Raw genomic sequence first — 1,422 nt, 5'->3', positions numbered from 1 at the left:
CCACGGCGTCGCCGTGGCACTTGGCGATCATGTCCTGATTACGGAGCCGAACCAGCAAAAGCCGGACGAGCTGCCGGTCGGCATTCGCGTGGTCGACCGTGCCGGAGCCTCGGTTGGCAATGTCCACGACTGCCCCGACCTGCATGGTGAGGCCTCGTCAGGCGATCTGCTGGCCATTGCTTGCGCCAAAGGCCTGCTTGTCACCTCATCAAGCGGAAGCGCGCCAGCGATCGACCTGCTTCCTTACGCCGGTCTTCCCGAGGGAAAATCAACGACATTGGTCGGCGGCCGCGGCCTTCAGTATTTCCTTGGCAATTATGGCCCGAGCGCCGTCGTACTGATCGATCCGAAATCCGAAGACGCCTTCCGGCTGATCGATCTGCCGACGCGCCGCGTGCATTTTGCCGTCGATCAGGTTCGGGCGAAATTCGCCTATGTTTTCACCGAGGATGGCCAATTGCATCGGATCGACGTGGTGGCGGGCAAGATCGATGCTTCGCTCAAGCTGACAGAGCCCTACAGCATGGACGGCCACTGGAGCGATCCGCGCCCGCGCATTGCTGTCGCCGGCAGCCGGATCGTGGTTTCCGACCCGCTCAAGAGCGTGCTGCATATCGTTGATGCCGACAGCTTCAAGCAGGGCGACGACATCACGCTCGAAGGCAAGCCGTTCAACCTCGTTGCCGTGGGCGGTGCTGGCGAAACACACTGAAGCTTGGGGCCAGTGGCTTCGGTTCCGATGTCACGAGGGGCAACAACAGTTGCCCCCTGGGCTCGACAGTGGCAAGACTGGCGCCGACCAGCCGCAAGCGTGGCAAACAAAACTCGCGAGGACGAACATGGAATACCGCCAGATCACCGATGACTACTCGGTTTCCGGCCAGATCACGCCGGAAGAGGTTGCCGCCATCAAGGCCGCCGGCTTCAAGAGCGTCATCTGCAACAGGCCCGACGACGAGCAGCCCGGCCAGCCTTCCGCCGACAGCGTCAAGGCAGCGGTCGAAGCCGCCGGCCTCGCCTTCCGCTACATTCCTGTCATCAGCGGCCAGATGTCCGGCGACAATGTCGCCGACATGGCCGACGCGCTCGACGAGATGGACGGCCCGGTGTTCGCCTACTGCCGCTCGGGCACGCGTTGCACCAACCTCTATATGGCGATCCAGCAAAGCAAGGGCTGAGCAGAACGGCGACGGGAGCACGCCTGTTTGCGTGAAGACCAGTTGTGACCTAAATTATGGTCATAAGGATCACGCCGATGAATGTTTCCGTCGCCGAAGCCAAGGGCAAATTCTCCGAACTCATCAAACGGGCGGAAGCCGGCGAAGAGCTTGTCGTCACACGCCACGGCAAGGCCGTGGCCCGTGTCATGCCCCCGGAGCCGGAACAGGAGTTGCTTCCCCGGATCGGTGCGCTCAAGGGCAA

General features: G+C 62.2%; 2 protein-coding genes and 1 pseudogene. All 3 read left to right on the top strand.

The annotated features are described in order from the left end of the window. Nucleotides 1-712: pseudogene (locus AC1DWF_RS31960) on the top strand (hypothetical protein); the annotation flags it as partial. A 127-nt stretch (nt 713-839) separates the two neighbouring features. After that, nucleotides 840-1,178 carry a protein tyrosine phosphatase family protein gene (locus AC1DWF_RS31955; RefSeq protein ID WP_476785070.1) on the top strand — a complete coding sequence of 113 codons (339 nt, stop codon included), beginning with the start codon at nt 840-842 and terminating at the stop codon, nt 1,176-1,178. Nucleotides 1,179-1,234: 56 nt separating this feature from the next. After that, a partial coding sequence (locus AC1DWF_RS31950; RefSeq protein WP_476842557.1) for a type II toxin-antitoxin system Phd/YefM family antitoxin occupies nt 1,235-1,422 on the top strand: 188 nt, incomplete at its 3' end.

Source organism: Aminobacter sp. P4_D5, assembly GCF_056401815.1.
Note: the sequence above shows the minus strand (reverse complement) of the source record. Positions and strands in the feature narration are given on the sequence as shown.